Source organism: Brevibacillus dissolubilis (assembly GCF_006170445.1).
GTDB classification, from domain to species: Bacteria; Bacillota; Bacilli; order Brevibacillales; family Brevibacillaceae; genus Brevibacillus_B; species Brevibacillus_B dissolubilis.
In genome coordinates this window covers 796,972-819,571 of record NZ_VCNA01000001.1, presented here as the reverse complement: position 1 = coordinate 819,571, position 22,600 = coordinate 796,972, and the positions used below count along the sequence as shown (strand labels likewise).

20 protein-coding genes are annotated in these 22,600 nt (G+C 51.3%); 14 read left to right on the top strand and 6 right to left on the bottom strand.

Features of this window, described 5'->3' with window-relative positions; genetic code table 11:
* Nucleotides 1-68 precede the first annotated feature (68 nt).
* Entirely contained in the window at nt 69-776 is a 708-nt protein-coding gene (locus tag FGI41_RS02210; RefSeq protein ID WP_255298259.1) for a Crp/Fnr family transcriptional regulator, read from the bottom strand.
* 170 nt (nt 777-946) lie between these two features.
* On the opposite strand from FGI41_RS02210, the gene FGI41_RS02205 reads away from it, so the two are divergent.
* The 3 genes from FGI41_RS02205 to FGI41_RS02195 all read left to right on the top strand — a co-directional run bounded on the left by FGI41_RS02205 (nt 947) and on the right by FGI41_RS02195 (nt 3,696).
* A complete protein-coding gene (locus FGI41_RS02205; protein ID WP_139488246.1) occupies nt 947-1,462 on the top strand; it encodes a hemerythrin domain-containing protein in 516 nt (171 codons plus the stop codon).
* A gap of 116 nt (nt 1,463-1,578) precedes the next feature.
* A complete protein-coding gene (hpf, locus tag FGI41_RS02200; RefSeq protein WP_139488245.1) occupies nt 1,579-2,136 on the top strand; it encodes a ribosome hibernation-promoting factor, HPF/YfiA family in 558 nt (185 codons plus the stop codon).
* Between the two features lie 285 nt (nt 2,137-2,421).
* Nucleotides 2,422-3,696, top strand: a complete 1,275-nt coding sequence (locus FGI41_RS02195; RefSeq protein WP_139488358.1) for a S8 family peptidase — start codon at nt 2,422-2,424, stop codon at nt 3,694-3,696.
* 657 nt (nt 3,697-4,353) lie between these two features.
* Here the strand turns inward: FGI41_RS02195 and hcp are convergent.
* The gene (gene hcp / locus FGI41_RS02190; protein WP_139488244.1) at nt 4,354-5,646 is read right to left on the bottom strand and encodes a hydroxylamine reductase; all 1,293 of its coding nucleotides are present in this window, start codon (nt 5,644-5,646) and stop codon (nt 4,354-4,356) included.
* A gap of 179 nt (nt 5,647-5,825) precedes the next feature.
* Between hcp and FGI41_RS02185 the strand changes: the two genes are divergently transcribed.
* On the top strand, nt 5,826-6,326 hold the full coding sequence (locus tag FGI41_RS02185) for a hemerythrin domain-containing protein (protein WP_139488243.1): 501 nt from the start codon (nt 5,826-5,828) through the stop codon (nt 6,324-6,326).
* A gap of 62 nt (nt 6,327-6,388) precedes the next feature.
* Here the strand turns inward: FGI41_RS02185 and FGI41_RS24710 are convergent, their stop codons facing one another.
* Nucleotides 6,389-6,544 carry a hypothetical protein gene (locus FGI41_RS24710; RefSeq protein WP_176560082.1) on the bottom strand — a complete coding sequence of 52 codons (156 nt, stop codon included), beginning with the start codon at nt 6,542-6,544 and terminating at the stop codon, nt 6,389-6,391.
* Between the two features lie 124 nt (nt 6,545-6,668).
* Between FGI41_RS24710 and FGI41_RS02180 the strand changes: the two genes are divergently transcribed.
* From FGI41_RS02180 to FGI41_RS02160, 5 genes are all read left to right on the top strand, one after another.
* Nucleotides 6,669-8,219, top strand: a complete 1,551-nt coding sequence (locus FGI41_RS02180) for a spore germination protein (RefSeq protein ID WP_139488242.1) — start codon at nt 6,669-6,671, stop codon at nt 8,217-8,219.
* On the top strand, nt 8,212-9,414 hold the full coding sequence (locus FGI41_RS02175; protein ID WP_139488241.1) for a Ger(x)C family spore germination protein: 1,203 nt from the start codon (nt 8,212-8,214) through the stop codon (nt 9,412-9,414). Before FGI41_RS02180 ends, FGI41_RS02175 begins: the two co-directional genes overlap by 8 nt.
* On the top strand, nt 9,411-10,520 hold the full coding sequence (locus tag FGI41_RS02170; RefSeq protein ID WP_139488240.1) for a GerAB/ArcD/ProY family transporter: 1,110 nt from the start codon (nt 9,411-9,413) through the stop codon (nt 10,518-10,520). Before FGI41_RS02175 ends, FGI41_RS02170 begins: the two co-directional genes overlap by 4 nt.
* A gap of 297 nt (nt 10,521-10,817) precedes the next feature.
* Nucleotides 10,818-11,501, top strand: a complete 684-nt coding sequence (locus tag FGI41_RS02165; RefSeq protein WP_139488239.1) for a TerC family protein — start codon at nt 10,818-10,820, stop codon at nt 11,499-11,501.
* Nucleotides 11,502-11,728: 227 nt separating this feature from the next.
* Nucleotides 11,729-13,378 (top strand): C40 family peptidase, encoded by a 1,650-nt coding sequence (locus tag FGI41_RS02160; RefSeq protein WP_176560081.1) that lies wholly within the window; start codon nt 11,729-11,731, stop codon nt 13,376-13,378.
* Nucleotides 13,379-13,447: 69 nt separating this feature from the next.
* On the opposite strand, the gene FGI41_RS02155 is transcribed toward FGI41_RS02160, so the two are convergent.
* Genes FGI41_RS02155 through FGI41_RS02145 form a run of 3 tightly spaced genes read right to left on the bottom strand, consistent with a single transcriptional unit; the run spans nt 13,448 to nt 16,915 of the window.
* Nucleotides 13,448-15,274, bottom strand: a complete 1,827-nt coding sequence (locus tag FGI41_RS02155) for an ABC transporter ATP-binding protein (RefSeq protein WP_139488237.1) — start codon at nt 15,272-15,274, stop codon at nt 13,448-13,450.
* 28 nt (nt 15,275-15,302) lie between these two features.
* The gene (locus tag FGI41_RS02150; protein ID WP_139488236.1) at nt 15,303-16,121 is read right to left on the bottom strand and encodes an MbnB/TglH/ChrH family RiPP precursor modification enzyme; all 819 of its coding nucleotides are present in this window, start codon (nt 16,119-16,121) and stop codon (nt 15,303-15,305) included.
* Nucleotides 16,121-16,915 carry a hypothetical protein gene (locus tag FGI41_RS02145; RefSeq protein WP_139488235.1) on the bottom strand — a complete coding sequence of 265 codons (795 nt, stop codon included), beginning with the start codon at nt 16,913-16,915 and terminating at the stop codon, nt 16,121-16,123. The genes FGI41_RS02150 and FGI41_RS02145 overlap by 1 nt, the downstream gene beginning before the upstream one ends.
* Before the next feature lie 704 nt (nt 16,916-17,619).
* Between FGI41_RS02145 and pabB the strand changes: the two genes are divergently transcribed.
* Genes pabB through FGI41_RS02120 form a run of 5 tightly spaced genes read left to right on the top strand, consistent with a single transcriptional unit; the run spans nt 17,620 to nt 22,568 of the window.
* A complete protein-coding gene (gene pabB, locus FGI41_RS02140; protein WP_139488234.1) occupies nt 17,620-19,401 on the top strand; it encodes an aminodeoxychorismate synthase component I in 1,782 nt (593 codons plus the stop codon).
* Nucleotides 19,402-19,446: 45 nt separating this feature from the next.
* Nucleotides 19,447-20,034, top strand: a complete 588-nt coding sequence (locus FGI41_RS02135) for an anthranilate synthase component II (protein ID WP_139488233.1) — start codon at nt 19,447-19,449, stop codon at nt 20,032-20,034.
* Between the two features lie 26 nt (nt 20,035-20,060).
* The gene (locus FGI41_RS02130; protein WP_139488232.1) at nt 20,061-21,740 is read left to right on the top strand and encodes a SpoIIE family protein phosphatase; all 1,680 of its coding nucleotides are present in this window, start codon (nt 20,061-20,063) and stop codon (nt 21,738-21,740) included.
* A 20-nt stretch (nt 21,741-21,760) separates the two neighbouring features.
* Nucleotides 21,761-22,195, top strand: coding sequence for an ATP-binding protein (locus FGI41_RS02125; RefSeq protein WP_176560080.1), 435 nt, complete (start codon nt 21,761-21,763; stop codon nt 22,193-22,195).
* The gene (locus tag FGI41_RS02120; protein WP_176560079.1) at nt 22,188-22,568 is read left to right on the top strand and encodes an STAS domain-containing protein; all 381 of its coding nucleotides are present in this window, start codon (nt 22,188-22,190) and stop codon (nt 22,566-22,568) included. Before FGI41_RS02125 ends, FGI41_RS02120 begins: the two co-directional genes overlap by 8 nt.
* Nucleotides 22,569-22,600: the final 32 nt, after the last annotated feature.

Here is a 22,600-nt window from a genome sequence, read left to right as displayed (position 1 = left end):
ATGCGCAAAAAACGCCAGATATCCGGCCTGCTCAGCTGATCGGGCAGGGGTATCTGGCGTTTTCATCGTTAGATCTGACAAATATCAGGCGGGCAGTCGTCACAGAAGATGGCGTCCTTGAGGTATTGCAGGTCTTTGATCAGAATATATCCGTGTGGCAGAATGTCCAGGACGTCCTGCTTCTTGAGGTCAGAAAGCATACGGTTGACGCTCTCGCGGGTAAGGCCGATGAATTGGGCCAAGTCGCGGTTGGTCATGGCGAGCTCGATCAGGATGCTGCCGTCCTCTTCCACCTTACCGTAGGTGTTGGTCATGCGGATCAGCGTGGAGTAGAGAGCGCCGATCTTGCCGTTGAGCAGCAGGTCACGAAACTTGGATTCCATCCGGCGGTTCATCTTGCCCATCCAGCGCAGGAATTCCGCACAGAACTCACCATTTTTAATCAGCATTTTTTCCAGGCTTTGGCGGGGGATGACCTTGACCTCGCCAGCCTCTATCATCACAGCGGTGGATGAATAGGTAAGCTCCCGCTCAAACAAACCGCTGACACCTACAAGTTCGCCAGCGCCGAACACTTGGAGATTCAGCTCTTTACCGTCATTGGTGGTCTTCGAAAGCTTCAGTTGCCCAGAAGCGATCAGGTACAGGTTGTCGGCTTGATCACCGTCCATAAAAAGTACTGAACCTGCGGCAAGCTTCATGCGGGTGCACAGGGTATCCAGACTATTGGCAAACGTGGGAGATACCTGCTCAATAAACGTAGTTCCGATTCCCAAAAGTAGAACCTCCCAACACAGTAAATTCAGTCCATTCGCTCATTCCTTACATTATATCATTCAGTATCCCCCAAGTCATGATGAAAATGTTGTGATGTGATGAACTTCACAACCTGGACAGCCTTATTGCAGTACACTGGGACTATCGCAAAAAGAGGGGGGAAAGACGCATGGTACGTAAAACATCTGCTTTGCTTTCTTATTATTATGCCGAACATGACGAATTGGAAAGCTGCTTGGATCAGTTCAACGCCAGCGTCCTCATGGAACGGCAATGGAATGCAGAGACAGAGGATTTGATCGCAGAGTTTATCCATTTTGTCCAACATCAGTTGGAAGAACATATGCAGCATGAGGAGCAGGTACTTTTCCCGGCGATGGCAAAAGCCTTGGGCCAAAAGGAAGATGCGACGCCAGATAATGACCCGATCTCACTGATGATCGATGAGCATGAGACCCTTCGCCGTTTCGGACAGATGATCCAGGAAGAATTCACGCGTTGCCAATCCACCCAAGTCAAATCCCGTGAGCTTGTCCATCTGGTTTATGATTTCAACCGATTACTTAATGAACATATTTTTAAAGAAGCAAGCATTGTCTACCCGATGTCAGAGCAGCTCTTAAGCGCCCAGCAGAAGGAGAGTATGCTGCAACAACTGACCGACGATGACAAAATCGTGACATGATTCAAAACTAGTAAAACAGGTTACAAGTAAGTGATCTTTCTCACAGCTTGCTTGGCAACCAGATGCTAAGCTAAGAGTGTAAAGAGAAAACCTAAGTTTTGAGAGGAGTCCTCAGTATGAGACAAAATATCCGCGGTGAACACATGGAAGTAACTCCGGCTCTCAAAGAATACGTGACCACCAAACTGAACCGTCTGGACCGCTACGAGCTCCCGACCCAAGAAGGCCGCGTAACCATGCGTGTATTGAAGAAAAAACATATCGTTGAAGTAACTATCCCAGCCGCCGGCATGATCTTCCGTGCCGAGGAAGCGTGCGAAGATATGTACGCAGCGATCGATAAAGTGATTGATAAGCTGGAGCGTCAAGCCCGCAAATATAAAACCCGAGTCAACCGCAAAGCCCGCCACACTCATGCGATGGAATTGGTACCTAACCTTGGCGCCACAGACATGATGGTTACTGAGGCAGAAGGGGAGGATGATCATCAGATGGAGATCGTCCGCACCAAGCAGATCGATCTCAAGCCGATGGATCTTGAAGAGGCCGTCATGCAGATGGATCTGCTCGGCCACAACTTCTTCGTCTTTATCAATATGGAAAATAACAAAGTAAATGTCGTCTACAAACGCAACAATGGTGCATACGGTCTGATCGACCCAGCATATCAATAGTCAGCAGCCCATCCGTAAAGCCATTTCGAATGCGAAAGCAACAACCGCCTTTTCCGAGCCTCGCGCCGGGAAGGGCGGTTTTTCATTTTTATTATTGGATTGATATATAATTATTTAATGATAGAGAAATTTTTTTAATCGAATTACAAATTTGCCATTTTATTTTTCAGAAAATTTTTGTTATTTATTATATAGAAAAAAATTGTAATAATGGGAATGTTATTGTGTTATACTAGGGGTGTAAGGCACTTGGTAAAACCTAGGGAGGATGAAAGATTAATGGTTATGAAAAGCTTGAAAGCAGTTAGCGGTCTTGCATTAACAATGGGTCTTCTTTTGCCACTTGCAGCCAATCCTGTATCAGCTGACAATGGTGAAAAAGTACGCGTCCTCATCACTTCTGTAAATGCAGAAAAAGGTCAGTCAGAAAAAGCAGGTTTGGAAAAAGAGTATGGCAAAAGACATGACTTTGGCAGCCTAGGCTTTACCACAGAAGTAACTCCGCAACAATTCGAAGCGCTCCAAAACAACAAAAACTTCAAAGTTGAGCGCGTCAGCGTACAAAAAATCGCTGAATATAAAGAAGAAGGCGCACAATCCGAAGTAGGCACTGACGCTACTTCTGACAATACACCATGGGGTATTCATGCCATCTACAACGATGCTAGCCTGACTTCTACCAAAGGCGGTGCTAACATCCGTGTAGCAATCCTTGACACAGGTGTGTTCACTGCTCATGAGAGCCTTGCAGGTCAAGCAGAACAGTGCAAAGACTTTACCCAAACCAGCTCTTCTATGGTTAACAACACTTGCTCCGACAGAAACGGCCACGGTACTCACGTAGCTGGTACTGCACTCGGCCATGGTGCTAACGGTGTGGGTGTATACGGTGTAGCTCCACAAGCGAAACTCTGGGCTTACAAAGTACTCTCCGACTCCGGCTCCGGCTACTCCGATGACATCGCGAACGCGATCCGTCACGCAGCTGACCAAGGTGCTGCTCTCGGTCAAAAAGTAGTTATCTCCATGTCTCTTGGCTCCAGCACTAAAGACTCCCTGATTGCAAGCGCTTGCACCTACGCAGTATCTAAAGGCGCACTCGTTGTAGCTGCGGCAGGTAACAGCGGTTACAATCCTAACACCATCGGTTTCCCAGGCGGTCTCTCCGATGTAGTGGCTGTAGCTGCTCTTGAGAACGTGATCTCCGGTAACACCTACCGTGTAGCTAACTTCTCTTCCCGTGGTAACTCCACTACTGCTGGTGATTTCGTAATCCAAGAGCGTGACGTAGAAGTATCTGCTCCAGGTGCTTCTGTACACTCTGCATGGTACACTGGTGGTTACAACACCATCTCCGGTACTTCCATGGCAACTCCACACATCGCAGGTCTTGCAGCTAAAATCTGGGCTACTTACCCAACTTGGTCTGCTTCCCAAGTTCGTACTGAGCTCCAAACCCGTGCAAAAACTCTCGACGTAAATGGTGGTTACTATGCAGCTACAGGCGATGACATTGCTGGTGGCTTTGGCTTCCCACGCGTGAAATCTACTGACAACTAAGAACTGATTGAATAATTAGTAAAATTGCATAACGAAAAGGCCTATCTGCTGCGGCGGGTAGGCTTTTTTGGGTGTGGGTGGTTTCTAGTTTGATTGTCGAAGCTAATTTACTTAAAGGCTGGTCTAAGTATTTTCCTAGACTCTTCAGATGGCTCCCTGTGTTACAATATAAAAAATTGAGAAGATATTGGAAAAATTATGTTATACAACTCCCAAACGAATAGAGAGGTGACCACCATGGTACACGGACCAAACTTCCTGATGCTGGCAGAAACAGCAATCCCACTCATAGGGATCTTAGTGCCGGGCTTATATATGCTGACAAAGCTGAAAGGGTAAGAGCGACTTTTTCCCTATAACCAAACTAAAAGCATCATTCCGTAACCTGCTATCATCCCGCTCCATGCTTGGAATTATCCTTGCTACTGCTACTACATACGAACCGACAGATGACTTGTGGCGATCAGCTATCTTGGTCGTCGCGGTCGGCTTCCTTTTGATAACAGCATAACTCGGACGCACGAATTAACGAGTAAATAACCATCAAATAACCAGCAAAAAGCGACCGTACAAGCCGCTCATCATCGTTGAGCCCTTGTCGGTCGCTTTTTTATCATACAGGTACGGTGATATAGATTCGGAGGGGGGAGAGAAGCTTTAGTTCAACGCCAACATCGTCTTCATATCCTCCTGCGCATCCCCGATCAACTGGAGGTTAAACGCACCTTGCAACACGTTCAGCACACCCGGTGTGATGAACTCCGGCGCTTTTGGCCCGATGCGGACATCCTTGATCCCGAGGCTGAAGAGACCCAGCAGGATCGCAACCGCTTTTTGCTCGAACCAAGAGAGCACGATGCTGACTGGCAGTTCGTTGACCTCACAGCCGAATGCTTCTGCAAGAGCCGCCGCAATCTTAACTGTAGAGACAGAGTTGTTGCACTGACCAAGGTCGATGTAGCGCGGGATACCAGTGCCTGGCACAGTGCCGTAATCCACATCATTGAAGCGGAATTTCCCGCAAGAGGTGGTCAGGATCACGGTATCTTGCGGCAGGGAGGTAGCCAGCTCGCGGTAGTAGTCGCCGCCTTTGCCTGGGGCGTCACAGCCGGCGATGACGAAGAAGCGCTTGATTTGGCCAGCTTTGACTGCGTCGACGATCTCTGGTGCGATCCCAAGGACGGTCTCGTGGTGGAAGCCGGTGGTCAGGGTCTGTTCGGACTCGATGTTGGCTTCTGGCAGGGAGAGGGCTTTTTCGATCAGGGCGGAGAAGTCGTCGTTTTCGATCTTGGTCACGCCTTCGAGGCCTGCGACATCGTAGGAGAAGAAGCGGTCAGCGTAGGTGCCTTTGATCGGCATGACACAGTTGGTGGTAGCGAGGATTGCGCCTGGGAATTGCTCGAAGAGGCGGCGTTGGTCGTACCATGCTTTACCGATGTTACCTTTCAAGTGGGAATATTTCTTCAATACAGGGTAGCCGTGGGCTGGCAGCATCTCAGAGTGGGTGTAGATGTTGATGCCTTTGCCTTCGGTCTGTTTGAGCAGTTCTTCGAGGGCGAACAGGTTGTGACCGGTGACGATGATCGCTTTGCCTTCGATTTTATTTTGGCTGATGGTGATTGGTTGTGGGATACCGAAGCGGTCGGTGTGGGCTTTGTCGAGCAGCTCCATCACACGGATTGCGGCTTGGCCGACTTTCATGGCCATGTCGATATGCTCTTGCATGTTGAAGTTGGAGTTGGTCAGGGTCATATAGAGAGCTTCGTGGGTGGTTGCGTCGACGAATGGGTCGGAGTAGCCGAGCTGACGGGCGTGTGTCGCATAAGCGGCAATCCCTTTGAGGGCAAAAATGATCGTGTCTTGCAGGCTCGCGATATCTTCGTTTTTGCCGCAGACCCCAAGAACGTTGCAGCCTCCGGTTGGTGTTTGTTCACATTGATAACAGAACATATATCTTCACTCCTTCTAAGTGGTGAGAGGTTCGTTTGTCTTATGGCTACATGGTAGCATGGGGGAGAGGGGGAGGTTGTGAGTAAAATCACAGCATTCCGAATCCATGAAGAGTAGACTAAACAACGATGAATAACAGTAGAACGAATCGTCTCAACCGATGAAGGAGTGAATCTCATATGGATAAAAAGGTACAACAGGAAGACGTATTGGCGATTATCGCACCAGAGCTTCATACTTATGTAGAGGAGCATGCGGCTCTGAGCGAGCTGATGGACCGGGTGCGTGAGGGATATAATGAAGAGGTGTATGCGGATGCCTTGCGCGAGATTGGGGAGGAGCTGACCCAGCATTTTGTCTATGAAGAAGAATTCATCCTGCCGCGCCTGCAAAAGCACATCCCAAGTGATACCGCAGGCCCGGTGATGAAGCTCACGCAGGAGCATGACGTGATCCGCAACAGCTATGAGGAAGTGCGCCAGATGTTTCTGGAGCGCAATCCAGGCGAGCCTAACCCGGAGCTTATGAAGAAGATGAACCTGCTTGCTTATCTGCTGAAGAAGCATATTGAAAAAGAAGACCATTACCTGTTTCCGATGGCCAGCGTGATTCTGACGGCGGAGGAGCGGACCGAGATTGCCGACGAGATTGCGCGGGCTTACGCGCTGCGGGGAATCTAGCGCGGGCAGGGGGATTCCTGCTTGGGACGTATATACAGAGCCTAACCTTCTACTGATAGAGGTTAGGCTTTTTTCTTGTTGCCTCCTTTTCCGCTGAAGATGATCCAGAGCAGGATCGGCGAAAGGATGTTAATCAGGCAAACAACCGCAATGACGGTATAGATGAACCAGGTGGAATTAAAGATGTACGTATAGATGAACGAATGGTAAAAATCCATGAAACCCCCTCCAATTCCTCAGTCTGTCCCTTTTCCAAAAAGAATAGACATACGGGGAATAACAGCAGGCACACTTGGCGATACAGAGTAGTAACTGCTCATGGATAAGGGGTGGGGTCCTTTTATGAAAAATTTGGAAGCGCTATTACAAAGCGAGTTTACCATAGATTACGAGGATAACGTCGCCCTGATGGAAGAAGTCTTGGGCAAAAGCTGTGATATTGTCAAACGCGAAGTGATCATTCATGAAAAAGTGGATATTCCATGCTGTTTCTTTTTTACCGATGGATTGGCTGATGACAAGCAGATCGACAAAGCGATTCGGGATTTGCAGTACCATGTGACTCATTTAGATGGAACGGTGCTGGGCTCGTATGATTTGATCCGGAATGTGCAGACGCACCTGCTAAGTGATGCTTCGATCAGCCAGGTGGATTGCTGTGAAGCCGCGGTTGAAGCGATATTGTCAGGGGATACGGTGATCATTGCCGATGGTTTTGAAAAGGTTCTGATTCTCTCGTCGCGGGGATGGAAGACGCGGAGTGTGGAGGAGCCGATGACAGAGTCGGTGATCCGTGGTCCGCGGGAGGGCTTTACAGAAAGTATACGTACCAATACGGCGTTGGTCCGTCGCAGAATTCGTGATCCGCTGCTTCATTTTCGGGCTATGAAAATCGGGAAGCGTTCCAAAACGGATGTCAACGTGGCTTTTATTGATGGAATTGTCAAGCCGGGGTTGGTTGACGAGGTGTTTCAGCGTTTGGAGCGGATTAAGATTGACGCGATTCTGGACAGTGGGTATATCGAGGAATTGATTGAGGACGTACCCTTGTCCCCGTTTGTTACGATCCAAAGCACGGAGAGACCAGATAAAGTGGCGGCAGCACTCTTGGAGGGGCGGGCAGCGATTTTTGTGGACAACAGTCCGTTTGTGTTGATTGTGCCCACGTATTTCTGGCAATACATTCAGGCATCTGACGATTATTATTCCCGCTATTGGGTCGGGACTTTTTTTCGGATGATCCGATATATTGCGTTTCTCCTCAGTCTGACTGCGCCTTCGGTGTATGTGATGCTGCTTAGCTTTCATCAGGAGATGGTGCCCACACCGCTTGCCCTCACGATCGCTTCGGGGCGGGAGGTCGTGCCGTTTCCGGTCTTGATGGAGGCGCTCATCATGGAAATCACCTTTGAGTTGATGCGGGAAGCGGGGCTGCGGATGCCAAGACCGATCGGTTCGGCGATGAGTATCGTCGGTTCCTTGGTCATTGGGCAAGCCGCGGTACAGGCGGGTCTGGTAAGCCCGTTTATGGTCATTGTCATCTCGATTACGGCGATTTCCTCTTTTGCCATCCCGAACTATGCAGCATCCTTCTCCATCCGAATGCTGCGGTTTCCTTTGATGATCGCATCAGGGACGCTTGGTTTATTGGGCTTTGCTGCGGTGTTCATGCTGTTGGTCATCCATGCGATGTCGGTCCGCTCGTTTGGGGAGCCTTATTTTTCACCTGCTACACCATTTCGGCCATCCGACCAAAAAGACATGGTATTCCGTATGCCTTGGTGGATGATGGACAAGCGGCCGCATATGGCGAAGGGGGATATGTACCGACAGACGGAAAATCAGCGTCCGGGTCCCGACCACGACCAAGGAGGGCACGAATCGGATGAATAAACCATTGTCAGTCTGCCTGTGCATCGCGTTTGTAATCCTGCTCTCCGGTTGTGGGAAACGGGAGATCAGTGATCTGGCGCTGGTTATGGCAGTGGGGCTGGACAAAGGGAAGCAGGAGGGGACAGTCAGGGTGACAGCACAGATTGCCCGCCCTGCTGATGCGCGTGGACAGACGGGGGCGCCATCCGGCCAGACAGGGGAGCCGATCTATTCCATATCGGCTGAAGGCAGAACCATTTTTGAGGCAATCCGCAATCTGGCCCGTTTTTCGTCGCGCCGTATCTTTTGGGCACATAATTTTGTCATCGTGATCAATGAGGATTACGCCCGTGACGGGATCATGGATGTCATCGACTTTTTTAGCCGCAATCACGAGCTGCGAATGCGAACCTGGGTGGCGGTGACCCCACATGCCGCCCACGAATTGGTATCGACCCAGACCGGATTGGAAGTGATTCCCGGTCAATCCGTTGACCGGCTGTTTCGCTACAACGAGATTGTGGCGGAGGCCCCCCGCACAGATATGCGCCAATTGCTGGCTGCTTATCTAAGCAGAACCTCGCATCCCATCTTGGCGAGGCTTACCCTCAAAGGCCGGGGAACCTCCAACAAGAAGCCGCAGGAGCACGGATCTATTGACCAGGTGGAGCTGAGCGGCACCGGTATATTCCGCAAAGATAAATTAATCGGCACTCTCGATTCCAAAGAGTCACAAGCCCTGCTCTATTTCACCGAACGGGTGGAGTCAGCGGTCGTCCCGATCCCCTGTCCGGATGATAAAAAGAATGAGGCCAGTCTGGAGCTGCGTTATCAGCGGTTTACAGTCGAACCTACGTATCAGAATGGAAAGATTTATTTTGACGTCCGTCTCAAAACGTATGTGGACATGGTTGAATCGGGGTGCCGCTCCCGCTTGTCGCAGGCCGAACTGATGCAACTGATGGAAGAACCGTTGGAAAAAGTGCTCAAAGAGCGGCTGGAGAAGGTCGTCAAAGCAGCGCAACGGACGTACAAGGTGGATTTTTTGGAGCTGGGCAAATACTTCGAGAACAAGTACCCCAAAGAGTGGAAAAAGGTCCGTGACCGTTGGGAGGAAGAGTTCCCGCGCGCCGTGGTCAGGGTGCATGTCGAGACGGAAATCAACAACCCTGTCTTACTCGAAGAACGGGTCAACCAAAGAGGTGAGAATAAATGAAGACCAAGATAACCAATGGGATTCTGATGGGACTGATCATCAACATGGTCTATCCCAAGGCAATCGGCGTCACGCAGGGCTTGATGGCCAGAGAAGCCATGAACGATATCTGGGTCGCCATGGTGTTCTCTACGATAAAAGGCTCGGTGATCATGCTGCTCACCGTCTTGATCATCTGCCGTATGCCGGACAAAAATCTGGCGGAGTACGCTTCCGTTCTTTTTGGTAAATGGGTGGGAAAATTCATCAGCTTGCTGCAAATCCTATTCTTTCTTGGTGCTTATGCTACGGTGATGATTACGTTTGTCTATCACATGCTGGATTACTTTTTACCGGAAATGCCTGTGCTGTTATTGATCGTCGTTGCTTTGATCGTCGGCGTGTATGGCGTGTTTCACGGGCTGGAGGTATTGGGGAGGACAGCATTGGTCGGTGTCTTTGCCATCATCTCACTCAATGTACTGATACTGATAGGATCGCTTCACCTGATGGATGTCAGGGAGCTGATGCCGTTTCTCAACACAGGGGTGATCAATACCTTTATCGCCAGCCGTCATAATGATACAGATTGGGCGGTGGCCACCATGATGACCGGAATGATTCTGCCGATGGTCAGGGAAAAAACGATCTGGTCGCGCGCAGGTGTGGGAGGTGTCATGTTTAGCGCGATTATGGTCGGGATGTGGCCGCTTCTGGAGGTGGGGGTGCTTTCGCCGGAAGTAACCGGTCATTATACGGTCTCGTGTATGCAATTGGCCCGCAGTGCGGAGATCGGGATGTTTATCCATCGATACGAGATGATCATGGTCGCGTTTTTTGCCATCACGTCCTTGGTTCAGACGATGATCTGCATTCTCTGCACATCCCAGGCTGCCTCCCAGTTGTTCGGACTAAAAGACATACGACCGATGATCATTCCATCTGCCCTGGTGTTATCAGCGTTTGGTTACTGGATCGTGTTGGATAAGGTGCGCGCGGTTGAGTTGTTGGAGCATGTGTGGCCGGTATGGGCACTGAGCATCGCAATCAGTCTCCCCGTTATTCTGTATATCGTGGGATTATTCATCAAGCCAAGGCCAACCCCTTCTGACCGCGAAACCGCATAATGAGTCAGCCGTCTTATGATCTGGCGTTTTTTTTGGAGAAAATGATTATTTTTTTTGAAACCAACACATCATTATATCGTAATACTTTGATATATATCGTGAAATAACCTCCAAAGGGGAGTAGCAGGTACAGTAAAGTCGTCAATACGGGATAACCCATCCCCGGCTTTATTGGCAACCAAAGTGTTGTTTGCGAGACCTTTGCCTTGTGAATGTGTGGGTTATGCTTCCCATCTTTTCACACTGCAGAGGTTTTTTCATAGGTAGAACATTTTGGTTACGAAGGAGTGTTGCTGCATGGACATGTTATTTTCACCTGAATTCTGGTCGGCCCTACTCGCAATCGTCGTGATTGACCTGGTCTTGGCGGGCGACAATGCGATCGTAATCGGTCTGGCAGCCCGCAATCTGCCGAAGGATCAGCAGAAAAAAGTCATCTTCTGGGGAACGCTTGGTGCGATTGTCATCCGTTCGCTCTTGACACTGGCCGTGGTCTGGCTGCTCCAAATTCCGGGTCTCTTGCTCATCGGGGGCGTGCTCTTGGTGTGGATCGCCTACAAGCTGCTGGTCGAGGAGAAGGATCATAACGTACAGACTCAGGCCAGTCTGGCGGCAGCGGTTCGGACGATCATCATCGCGGATACCGTAATGGGGCTGGATAACGTACTGGCTGTTGCAGGTGCGGCACACGGAAGCTTCCTCTTGGTCGTGCTGGGCTTATTGATCAGCGTGCCGATCGTCGTCTGGGGCAGCACGATCATCCTCAAATGGGTGGAGCGTTTCCCAGTGATCATCTACATCGGTGCAGGGGTATTGGCTTGGACTGCGACGAAGATGATCGTGGAGGAGCCGTTCCTCGAACCGTTTTTCACTGAGAATGCATGGCTGAAGTGGCTCTTGACGATTGCCGTGGTGGGCGGTGTACTTTTGCTTGGGAGAATGCAGAAGCAAAAAACAGCGAAACCAAACCCAGCTGCGTAACCCTGGACTGTCTATGCAAGCCGACAAGCGAAGCGGCCTGCTTTGTACAGATTATCGCAGATCCATATCCAAGCCAAAAACCAGTCGTTCGATCAAGAACGGCTGGTTCTTTGTGTTCACAACTTTTTTTCACCACGCTAGTTCGAACGTACAAGACCCAATGCCCCCAGCACCATACACTAGAGGTAGTTGTACATCCATGCTTTTTTCATGAAAGGAGGATGCACATGGAGCAGAAAGCCTTGCTCTTGCCTCTGGCACTCGCCGGAGCGTTGTTGACCATGGAGCCGACTGCGGTCGAGGCAGCCAACAAAACCAAGACCAAACCAGTCAGCCACAAAAAAGAGGATACCGCCGTCTCAGATGATCTGGGCGAGCCTGCTTTTGGAGAAGGGCTGATCATCAAGTCGGTGCCATCTCCACTCGAACAGCTCATGCGCAAGCAACTGATCCAGACCGTCGATTCGCTGATCGGCAAGCCTGTCGTCGCAGGCGGCGCTACGCCCAAAGGGTTCGACAGCGGCGGCTTCGTCCAGTATGTCTACAAGCAGTCCGGGATCGATCTGCCCCGCCTCTCCAAAAACCAATTCGCCGCGGGCATCCCTGTGGAACGAAAGGATTTGCAAGTGGGTGACCTGATCTTTTTCAGCCCCTCTAAAAACGGCATCATCGGACACGTCGGCATCTACGTGGGTCACAACCAAATGGTGCACGCCGCCTGGAAACAGAAAAAGATCATGATCACAGACTTGACTTGGTACGACCGGCATGATCAGGTGGTTGGGTACAGACGGATGCTGGGGAAAAAGGCAGGGGAGAGTTGGCAGGGAGTGCCGGGGAAAGCGGTACAGCCAGTGAGGGATATACAGCCAGCGAATGCGGTACAGCCTGCAAAAGTGAAGGTACAACCGGAGAACGCGGCACAGCCTGTAAAAACGGTGGTACAACCGGAGAACGCGGCACAGCCTGCAAAAGCAGTGGTACAACCGACGAACACGGTACAGCCTGCAAAAGCGACGGTACAGCCGACAAACACGGTACAGCCCTCAAAAGCGACGGTACAGCCGACAAACACGGTACAGCCTGCAAAAGCGACAGTACAACAGGCAAACCCGGCTGTTGCACCGTCTAATTCTAAAGTAGCCTCCGAAACGGGAAATGAGCTGACTAATCAGGCTGTTAATTCGGATTTCAATGTAACGCAACAACCAGATAAACCACTAACGACAACTGAAGATCAAACCTCCGGGCTAACCCAAACATCAGTAAAAGCTCGAACCCCCGCACCAGCTCCAACGCCAGTAAAAGCCCAAACCTCCGCACCAGCTCCAACGCCAGTAAAAGCCCAAACCCGAGCACCAGTCCCAGCACCACCCAAACCTCAACCCCAAACAAAAGCCCCAACACCAATCAAAGTTAAAACTCCCGCCCCATCAGCACCACTCCAACACCCCGCCACTAAAATTCCCACCCCCGCACCCCAACCCACCTTCCAACAAAAACTCACCAAGCAAGTCCAAACCGTCCTCGGCAAGCCATATGTCTACGGCGGTAACACCCCCAGAGGGTTCGACTGTAGTGGATTCGTTCAATACGTCTACAAACAGCTGGGGATCAATCTGCCACGTGTCACCCATGCCCAGTCCAAAATCGGCAAGCCGGTCAAACGGAGTGAGCTTCAGCCAGGAGACCTCCTGTTTTTTAGCACCAATAAAAATGGGGTGGTCAGCCACGTCGGTATCTACATGGGCAACAACAAAATGGCCCATGCCGCCTGGAAGCAGAAAAAGATGATGATCACCGACCTCACCTGGTACTACAAAAACTACCAGCTGATTGCCATCAGACGCGTCCAGCACTTGGGCAGTGCAGCCTAATCAAAAATGTCAAAATCAAAAAGGTCAGTCGTCCGATTGTGGACTTCTGGCCTTTTCCAGTGTGGTATGTTATTTGGCATGCTCCATACGATCCACGCGATCCTCATGGGCAAACTGCTGCTCATACAACCGCGCATACAGCCCATTTTGCGCGAGGAGTTCCTCATGGCTGCCTGCTTCCACCAGCCGACCCTCGTGCAGTACGATGATTTTATCAGCTTGACGGATGGTTGACAGGCGATGGGCGATGACGAGCGATGTGCAGGATTGTGTCACTTCATCTAAGACCGCCTGAATCTGTGCCTCAGACTGAGTGTCCAGTGCCGATGTTGCCTCATCCAAAATCAGGATATTGGGCCGCTTCAAAAGGGCACGGGCAATGGCGATGCGCTGTTTTTCCCCGCCGGACAGCTTGTAGCCGCGCTCCCCGATCACGGTCTGATAGCCTTTGGGCAGGCGGGTGATCAGCGAATGGATCTGGGCGGCTTCGGCTGCTGCATGGATCTCGGCTTCCCTTGCGGATGGGTTGGCATAGCGCAGATTTTCCATGATCGTCCCATGAAACAGGTAGCTGTGCTGGGTCACGACACCGATCTGGGCGCCAAGCGACTGGAGTGAGACATCCCGCAGGTCGATCCCGTCGATTTTGACGGTTCCCGATGTGGGGTCGTAGAGCCGCATCACGAGATTGGCGATACTGGTTTTACCTGAGCCGCTCGGACCGACGACGGCAACCATCTGCCCCGGCTGGATGGTCAGGGACAGGTCATCGAGCACCTTCCGCTTGTCATCATAGCTGAGCGAGACCTGCTCGAATTCAATCCGGCCCGCCACATCACGCAGTTGGATGGCATCCGGTTTTTCGTCGATCTCCACCTTCAGATCGAGATACTCGAACAGCCGCTCGAATAAAGCGACCGACCCGAGCAGATTCACCCGCAGACTGGCCAGTGCAGAGACAGGCGTATACAGACGGTTCAAAAACATCGTAAAAGCAATCACCGTCCCAAGCGTCACCTGCTCCGACATCACCATGCTTCCGCCATACCAGTAGATCAAGGCGGGCCCGGCAGTCTGAATGATGTTGATGAACATAAAAAACCAGCGGCCGATCATGCTCTGCGAGAGGATCAACTGAATCAGCTCTTTGTTCATCTTGTCAAAACGGGAACGCTCCATCTCCTGCGCCCCCGAGGTTTTGGTCAGGAGGGCACCGCTCACAGACAGCGTCTCCTGCATAAAAGCAGACATCTGCGCAAGCTTCATCTGCGTATTTTTCTGTGCCTTGTAGGTGAGTGCGCCGACCCGCTTCGTCGGGATCACGAAGATCGGAAGCAGCACCAAGGACAGGAGCGTCAGCCGCCAGTCCAGCACGAACATCGTCAGCAGGGTCAGCGTTGCATTCAGCAGATTGTTAATCGAAGAGGCGAACGTATCCGTCACCACCTGCCGAAGCCCATTCACATCATTGTTGAGCCGGGACGTGATCTCACCTGATTTGGTGTTGGTAAAAAAACGGATCGACATCCGTTGCAGATGCTGATACATCTGGTTGCGGATATCATACATCACACCTTGCCCGATCCGCGTGTTGAGATAGGTCAGGAGCACCCCGACCAGACCTTGGAGCAGGGCGACACCCAGCATTGTCAAGATCATCGTATGTAAGAGTCCGATATTACTTTGTGGGATTGCCACGTCCACCACCGAGCGGACTAAGATCGGCTGTACCACGCCAAACAACGTGTTGACCACAATACACAGCACAACCAGACCAGCCAGCCAGCGGTAGGGGATGAAATGACGGTAAATCCGCAGCAGCACCTGCCGGCTTAATGCTGGCCTGTCTTTTTGATCCATGCCCCAATCATGGGGGATAAAGCCTCTGCCAATCATTTTGCATCACTTCCAACTCATGCTGATTTTACTTGCTGATCGGAGACTTCCCATACTTGGTGTAGAGCTCCCGGCACAATTGCAGATCATCCAGCAGGTCATCGAATGAACTCATCTCCGAGTCACGCTCGATCGTCATCGCATCACAGGCTGTGTGCTTGAGAATCCATTCGGTGTAGCCGAGTACGGTTGCATCGATTCCGCCGACATGGGAGTCTACCATCTGCCCATCCACTTCACTGTGACCAGCCAGATGAAGCTGTACCACCCGATCAGCCGGGATTGTCTGGAGGAACTCATACGGATCATAACCATGCGTAGTGGAGTTGAGGTACAGATTGGTCACGTCTAAGAGCAGCCCACAATCCGCTTTTTCCAAGACCCGCTTAATAAATTCGGCTTCACTGTATTGCTTGTCCGGCCAGACGAAGGAGTGCGTGATGTTTTCCATGATCACCGGACGGCCCAAGAGGTTTTTCAGATTGATAATGTGACGGGAGACGATCTCTATGGACTCGTCGGTATACGGCAGGGCGATAAAATTATCCACCTCGATATCATCGTGACGACAGTACGACAGATGCTCACTTACCCAAGAAGCATCGACCAGATCGGCTGTCCGCTTGATCGCCTCCAGACGGTGCTCGGGCGGCGGTTGAACCGAGCCAAGGGATAGATTCAGACTATGTATGACCACAGGGATCTGACCAAGATACGGGGTGAGATCTTGCCGAACCATTTCCAGAGATCTGCGCTGATTGTACTCCAAAAAATCGACATGCTTGAGCACTTGCTCGCTTTGCCCGGCGAATTCAGGGCGGAATCCAACACCTACACCTCTTGCCATTACGCTGTCACCTCTCCGATCGGGATGAGAATCGCCATTTCCAGCAGTTCCTGCACCATCTCTTGTGCGGTACGGTCTTTTTGAAAACGGACGCGGATCTCTTCCGCCACAGCCAGCAGCTCTTCCATCGAAAGCGGCTCTTTGCAGCGGGTCATCAATTCATAGTAGCTGTTGTCGATCTCGAACAGATCCACTTGTGTCCCTGTCCACATGCCCAGCACATAACCTGTCTCCCCATGGCGTTGCACCAGGAATTCCATCGGGAGATTTCCGGTAATCAGCTCTTCGGCCGGAAACGGAAACGCATGTACCTGTACAGTAGCAGAGAGCACATAACCTGCTGTTTCACTTGAACCAGTCGGCTCTGCTTGGAGGGAACAGGTATACAGCCATTTTTCAAAGGCAGGGATCTCTTGCAAGATGGCTGCATATGGGGAATCTGTCAGCTTCTCGCTCAAAAAGTCAAGATAGTCAGGGATTTTTTGCCCCCAGGTATTCGTACGCATCTCATGCTTGGACAGAAATTCAAGCATCAACTGCGCACGTTGCTTTGGCTCAAATAAGGATGTAGTGCGTTTGACATATTCACGATGTCTCGTACCCATCCGCTTGTTGGCGATCTGAAGCTGGAAAGAATGCAAGACAGGGCGAGACATCTGACGGGCGAAGCCCACTTCTTCCGTGGTCAGACCGAACCGTTGCCCCACGAGTTCAGGTTGCTGCTCCAGTTCATCTAAGAGACCTGGGTTCACGGTGAGATGTAAAACAAGACTTTGGATTTGTGCTAAGGACACGCAGGTTCACCCCCAATAGAATAGGAAGATGGAAGCCTTCATAAAGAGACTTCCATCGAAAAAGAGAGAAGATTCCGAAAAAACTAAACGCCACACATGTCAATACCGCAGCCGATATAGCACATGTCTACCCCACATACAGGGATAGCTTGTTGTGGAGCATCAACGGTCGCTACCTTTTTAATCATACGTATCACCTCCTGCATGTGGAGTAGATGGATCAAGGATTAGGCGCTGCAGATATCAAAACCACAGCCGTTGCATAAGTCCAAGCCACAAACATCGACAGGTGGTCTGTCAAGAGAAGGAGCAGACGCTACTTTTTTAATCATACGAGTCACCTCCATTCATAGTAAGTAGATGTACCTGCAATTGTCAGACTGACGTAAGAGCCAGTCCTAAATAAACAGATAAATCATATGTATGAATCATATAACACCAAATAATGTAAAATCAATTATTTTATTTATATTTTTAAAATTAATATACGCACAGTAAATACTTATATAAAATCCCTATGCTGCAGGCAGTTGAACCGCTACATGAGTAGAAGCGGCTTTGGTCATTCCTGTTTTCACGATAAGAGAAACGTCCGGGAGTGTCCGGTCTGTAAATTTTCCGCTACTTATCACCTACTGAATATGTTTTAATTAGAAGATAGAAGATTTTTTATGGGCCTTGAATAAGGAGGGCATACGGTTTTCATGCTTCTGTTTGAATTTCATGATCCTAACGATAAACAACAACCATACCTGTTTCGTGAACCTTTGGAGATCATCACGGCAATGACTGTCGGGGAGGTACGTCCTGCGTTGCGCCGGGTACAGGAAGCGGTCGGCAGAGGCTTTTATGCGGCAGGCTACTTGGCGTATGAAGCGGCTCCTGCTTTTGATCCGGCTTATCAGGTAGTCACAAGTGAGGGACGTCCACTGCTGTGGTTTGGCATCTATCGGCAGCCTGAGCGGGGCTGGCCGACGGATTCACCCGAGATTGTACAAGAAGACGCACCAGCGCATATGGCACAAAAAGGCACCGGGTACACCATCTCAGACTGGCGGCCGGACATCAGCGTCGGGCAGTATCAATCCGGCATCGCCGCAATCAAGGAAGCGATTGCCAGAGGGGATACGTATCAGGTCAACTATACGCTTCGGATGCGCGCCCGTTTTAGTGGGGATGATCTGGCATTCTACAAGCGTCTGAGCGGTCTGCAACGGGGCAGTTATGCCGCTTATCTCGACACGGGGCGCTATCGGATTCTCTCGGCATCGCCTGAACTGTTTTTCCGCTGGGACAGGGAGAATATGACCATCACCACCAAGCCGATGAAAGGAACCGCCAAGCGCGGACGCTGGGTACAGGAAGACCTCGCCCGCCGCGATGAACTGGCCGCCTCTGAGAAAAACCAAGCGGAAAACCTGATGATCGTCGACCTGCTGCGCAATGATCTGGGACGTATCGCAGAGATTGGGTCGGTGCAGGTGGATAAGCTGTTTGAGATTGAGCGCTATCCGACGGTCTATCAGATGACCTCGACGATCACAGCCCGTACCCGTCCTGAGGTGACACTGGAGGATGTGTTCGCCGCTCTTTTCCCGTGCGGTTCGATCACGGGCGCACCCAAGATCAGCACGATGGAGGTCATCTCCGAATTGGAGCAGACCCCGCGCCATGTCTACTGCGGCACGATCGGCTATCTCACGCCTGCGGGACAAGCGGTATTTAACATCCCGATCCGTACGGTGCTCATCGATACAGAGACAGGGGAGGCTGAGTATGGGGCAGGCGGCGGTGTGACATGGGACTCCACCTCGGAGGACGAATACGCCGAGATCCTGACCAAAGCGGCCTTGCTGACGGCGGAGCATGAGCCATTCGACCTGCTGGAGACGATCCGTCTGGAGGATGGGGCGTATACGTTGCTTGAGCATCATCTGGAGCGGCTTGCGCAGTCTGCCGATTATTTTGGCATTTCGTTTGACCGTCAGGCCGTTCTGGACGCACTGGCAGAGCACGCTGGGCAGGTTCCACGCGGTCTCTACCGTGTCCGGCTGCTGCTTACACAGAGCGGTGAGATACAGGTCGAGTCCTATCCATTCCAGCCGATGCCAGACACCGTGCAAAAGGTGGCATTGGCGACGGAGCCGATCAACAGCAACAGCCGTTTTTTGTATCATAAGACAACCAACCGGAGCCTATATGAAAAAGCGCGCGGAAGCCGTACCGATATCATGGATGTTCTGCTTATTAATGAAAAAGGAGAGCTGACCGAATTCACCATCGGCAATCTCGTCGTGGAGCTGGACGGGGTCAACTACACGCCGCCGATCGAGTCGGGATTACTTCCGGGGACATTTCGGGCGGAGCTGCTTGCACAAGACCAGATTCACGAACGTAAGCTAACCGTCAAGGATCTGGAGCAGGCATCCCGCATCTGGCTGATCAACAGTCTGCGCGAGTGGGTGCCGGTGAGCGTAGAGGTATAAGCTGGAAGAAGCGTGACATCATGAACAGACAGGATGGTGAGCGGTATGGTTTTGGTTATCGACAACTATGATTCTTTCACATATAACCTTGTACAGTATCTCTATCAGATTGGAGAACAGGTAGTGGTGCTGCGCAATGACGAGGTGACACTGGAGCAGATTGACGATACGCAGCCTGACTCGATCCTGCTTTCACCGGGGCCGGGTAATCCGGATGAGGCCGGAATCTGTCTGGATGTGATCCGTCACGTGGCCGGGCGTATCCCGATTCTGGGGGTCTGTCTCGGTCATCAGGCGATCGCACAGGCATTCGGAGCAAAAGTGTTGCGGGCCAGCCAGCCGATGCATGGCAAGACGTCGTTGATCCACCATCAAGGGCAGGGTGTTTTTGCCGGGCTGGAGAGTCCGTATCGGGTGACCCGCTACCATTCGCTAGTGGTAGAACGCGAGACACTGCCTGCTTGTCTTGAGATCACAGCAGAGACAGAGACAGGGGAGATCATGGCCCTGCGACATAAGAGCCTGCCGATCGAAGGCGTCCAATTTCACCCGGAGTCCATCCTCACCGAGCATGGGCATGCTCTTCTTCGCCGGTTTTTTGAGACCAATCGGCTCGTATCAATCAACACATAAAGGAACGGAATCAATGGGGGGACAAGATGAAAAGGTGGAATGAAGCGATCTTGCGTTCTGGAATCAAAATCTCTTCGGTTGAAGAAGAATTGCGGCGTCTGGCCGAACTGTATGATCTCAACCTTCTCGATACACCCCAGGAAGAATCGTTTGACCGGATCACCAGAATGGTAGCCGATATCTTTGAGATGCCCATCGCCTTGATCTCACTGGTCAGTGAAGACAGGCAATGGTTCAAATCCTGTGTCGGCTTGCCGGAGGGCACCACCGAAACGAGCCGCGAAATGGCGTTTTGCCAGCATGTTGTCGCCGAGAAAAAACCGGTGACCGTCCACAATGCGCTAGAAGATATCCGTTTTCAAAATAATCCGTTGGTTCAGTCGATGCATATCCGCTTCTACGCGGGCGCTCCGCTGATCACCAAGAACGGCAATATTCTGGGGACACTCTGTCTGATCGACATCAAGCCGCGTCTTTTTACACAGGAGCAGATGGATCTGCTGCGCCATTTCAGCCAGATGGTCATGACCGAAATCGAGCTGCGCAAAAGCTTGGAGCATACCCGTCAGATGGAGCAGAACCTGCGCCAAATCAACGAAAAATACGAAAGCGTGATCACCAACGTCCATGAGGTGATCTTCCAGACGGACTCCCATGGGCGCATCACGTTCTTGAATCCGGCATGGACGGAGATCACGGGATATACGACCTCCGAGAGCATCGGGACACCACTGTTGGAGTATATCCATCAAGAGGACCGCAACCACAAGCTGCAATGCTTCCTCCCAATGTTTAGCGGGCAGGTGACGCAGTGTGACCACCAGGTGCGCCTGATCACCAAAGACGGCGGGTACAAATGGATCTACGTCCTGGCCCGCGTCACTCAAGGAGAAGCCGATCAAGTGCTGGGAACCTCCGGAACACTCACCGACATCACCGAGCAGCGGATCGCCGAAGACCGACGGCGCAAGGATCTGGAAGTCGCCAAAAAAGTACAGCAAAGCGTGCTCACCCCACCGATCACCAACGATCAGATCGAGATCGATGCTATCTATATGCCGTCCGAGGAGTTGTCCGGCGACATGTACGCCTGGTATCGAATCGACGAGCACCGCTATGGCGTCATCATCCTGGATGTGATGGGCCACGGCGTCTCTGCTTCTTTGGTCAGCATGTCGATCCGTGCCTTGCTGCGTGGACTGCTCACCGCGGCGATTGAGCCGATCCACGTAATCCGTGAGTTGAACAGACATATGACCTCCCTCTATATCGAGAGCACAGATCTCCCGGTTGTCCACTACGCCACCGCACTCTACCTCTTAATCGATACCCAATCCTGTCAGATCAAGTATATCAATGCAGGACACCCGGAAGGATTGATCCTGCAAAGCGGAGATACGGTCTATTCCTTGTCAGATGGCTGCATTCCGCTGGGGATTTTTCCGGAGATGCCGATTCAGCAGGGGAGTTTCGGTTATACGGCTCCGGCGCGCATCGTCCTACATACAGACGGCCTGATGGAGGTATTCGGCAAGACGGATATCCAAGCCCCGGCCTATCTGAAAAAGATGATTCACGAGCATCAGCATGAGAGCAACGACGGTTTTATCCGCCATATGAAGCGACAGGTAGAAAAGGTGGAAGAGAGACCAGACGATATCTGCCTGATCTCAATCTCGATCCCCGACGGATACCCACATTCATGATAAGAGAAGGAAGGCATCTTATGATCCGTGTACAAATCGATTGTCCCGCACAGCACGAGTACCTGGAGCTGATGGAGGGCACCTACCAGTCGACCTTGGAAAAAGTGTGCTTCGCAGGACGCCATGCCCTGTATGTTGCCGTCCATGAAGCACTGATCAATGCAATCGAGGCCACGCAGCAGACATATGGGGAAGAGACACGGGAGACGGTCAGTCTGCAGATGACGGCGAGTCCGGCTGAAGTGGTGATTCATATCATCGATTCAGCCGGAGGAATTCCGCAGGATGTCCTCGACAGGCAGTATTGCACCACGCTTGAGGACAGACTATGGGAAGAAAATGGCCGCGGGCTTCTGATCATGAAGCAGATGGCTGACGAGCTGTGGTTTGAGAAGACAGACGATGGGCGCCAGCTCGTCGGATTACGCAAGAGGGGAGAGCATACCAGTGAATAAACCAGTGGGACCTTTTGAGATTACGATTCAGGAGAGCGACGGCTTCACTGTGATCCAATTAAAGGGAAAATTTATTTATGGACAAACCGATACCGCCAGACAAAAATTGAACGAACTGGACATCACAAGCAACGGATATATTTTTGACCTGTCCCAGCTTTCGTTTATTGACAGCACAGGAATCGGGACACTGATCCATTTTTCCAAGCGGGTCGGCACCAAAAAAATCGCTATTCTCGTCCTTGATCCATTGATATTGCAGTTGTTCACGATTTCCAAGCTTCATCTAATCTTTCCATTGGTATCCACTCATGATGAAGCGGTCCGTAAAATAAAAGACGGTTATCAAACACCTTTTACGTTTGACGAATAGGTAACAAGATACGATGTCAAGTGAAAAATGTC

Excerpts from the sequence above, each read along its gene's own strand:
- FGI41_RS02205 (WP_139488246.1), top strand. The coding sequence starts at position 947 with ATGGTACGTAAAACATCTGCTTTGCTTTCTTATTATTATGCCGAACAT.
- hpf (WP_139488245.1), top strand. The coding sequence starts at position 1,579 with ATGAGACAAAATATCCGCGGTGAACACATGGAAGTAACTCCGGCTCTC.
- FGI41_RS02195 (WP_139488358.1), top strand. The coding sequence starts at position 2,422 with ATGAAAAGCTTGAAAGCAGTTAGCGGTCTTGCATTAACAATGGGTCTT.
- hcp (WP_139488244.1), bottom strand. The coding sequence starts at position 5,646 with ATGTTCTGTTATCAATGTGAACAAACACCAACCGGAGGCTGCAACGTT.
- FGI41_RS02185 (WP_139488243.1), top strand. The coding sequence starts at position 5,826 with ATGGATAAAAAGGTACAACAGGAAGACGTATTGGCGATTATCGCACCA.
- FGI41_RS24710 (WP_176560082.1), bottom strand. The coding sequence starts at position 6,544 with ATGGATTTTTACCATTCGTTCATCTATACGTACATCTTTAATTCCACC.
- FGI41_RS02180 (WP_139488242.1), top strand. The coding sequence starts at position 6,669 with ATGAAAAATTTGGAAGCGCTATTACAAAGCGAGTTTACCATAGATTAC.
- FGI41_RS02175 (WP_139488241.1), top strand. The coding sequence starts at position 8,212 with ATGAATAAACCATTGTCAGTCTGCCTGTGCATCGCGTTTGTAATCCTG.
- FGI41_RS02170 (WP_139488240.1), top strand. The coding sequence starts at position 9,411 with ATGAAGACCAAGATAACCAATGGGATTCTGATGGGACTGATCATCAAC.
- FGI41_RS02165 (WP_139488239.1), top strand. The coding sequence starts at position 10,818 with ATGGACATGTTATTTTCACCTGAATTCTGGTCGGCCCTACTCGCAATC.
- FGI41_RS02160 (WP_176560081.1), top strand. The coding sequence starts at position 11,729 with ATGGAGCAGAAAGCCTTGCTCTTGCCTCTGGCACTCGCCGGAGCGTTG.
- FGI41_RS02155 (WP_139488237.1), bottom strand. The coding sequence starts at position 15,274 with ATGATTGGCAGAGGCTTTATCCCCCATGATTGGGGCATGGATCAAAAA.
- FGI41_RS02150 (WP_139488236.1), bottom strand. The coding sequence starts at position 16,121 with ATGGCAAGAGGTGTAGGTGTTGGATTCCGCCCTGAATTCGCCGGGCAA.
- pabB (WP_139488234.1), top strand. The coding sequence starts at position 17,620 with ATGCTTCTGTTTGAATTTCATGATCCTAACGATAAACAACAACCATAC.
- FGI41_RS02135 (WP_139488233.1), top strand. The coding sequence starts at position 19,447 with ATGGTTTTGGTTATCGACAACTATGATTCTTTCACATATAACCTTGTA.
- FGI41_RS02130 (WP_139488232.1), top strand. The coding sequence starts at position 20,061 with ATGAAAAGGTGGAATGAAGCGATCTTGCGTTCTGGAATCAAAATCTCT.
- FGI41_RS02125 (WP_176560080.1), top strand. The coding sequence starts at position 21,761 with ATGATCCGTGTACAAATCGATTGTCCCGCACAGCACGAGTACCTGGAG.